This window comes from Citrobacter sp. TBCS-14, from assembly GCF_005280805.1.
In the GTDB taxonomy this organism is placed as follows: domain Bacteria; phylum Pseudomonadota; class Gammaproteobacteria; order Enterobacterales; family Enterobacteriaceae; genus Citrobacter; species Citrobacter gillenii.
In genome coordinates this window covers 1-516 of record NZ_SZWM01000160.1, presented here as the reverse complement: position 1 = coordinate 516, position 516 = coordinate 1, and the positions used below count along the sequence as shown (strand labels likewise).

1 pseudogene is annotated in these 516 nt (G+C 47.0%); it reads left to right on the top strand.

Annotation, left to right across the window (positions count from 1 at the left end):
* Nucleotides 1–516: pseudogene (locus tag FDX22_RS03670) on the top strand (MFS transporter); the annotation flags it as partial.

Sequence of the window (516 nt, the reverse complement as noted above, 5' to 3'; positions counted from 1 at the left end):
GGGTTTTTGCGTCGCCAGTGCGTTGATTGGCTGCATCATCGGTGGTGCGCTGGGCGGGTATTGTAGTAACCGCTTTGGTCGCCGGGATTCGCTGAAAATCGCTGCGCTGTTATTTTTTATTTCCGGCATCGGATCCGCATGGCCAGAATTAGGTTTTACCACCATTAACCCCGATAATGCTGTGCCTGTTTATTTAGCAGGATACGTCCCCGAATTCGTTATTTATCGCATCATCTTCAAACAATACTTCACAAGAAACAGACCCATCTTCCAGGTATTTCATCGCCTTTNTAGGTTTAGCCTCAATGCTCTCACCTATGTATATTGCTGAGCTGGCTCCGGCACATATTCGTGGGAAACTGGTTTCCTTTAACCAATTCGCGATTATTTTTGGCCAGTTACTGGTGTATTGCGTTAACTATTTTATTGCCCGTTCAGGAGACGCCAACTGGCTGAATACCGATGGCTGGCGATATATGTTTGCCTCCGAAAGTATCCCCGCCCTGCTGTTTTTAC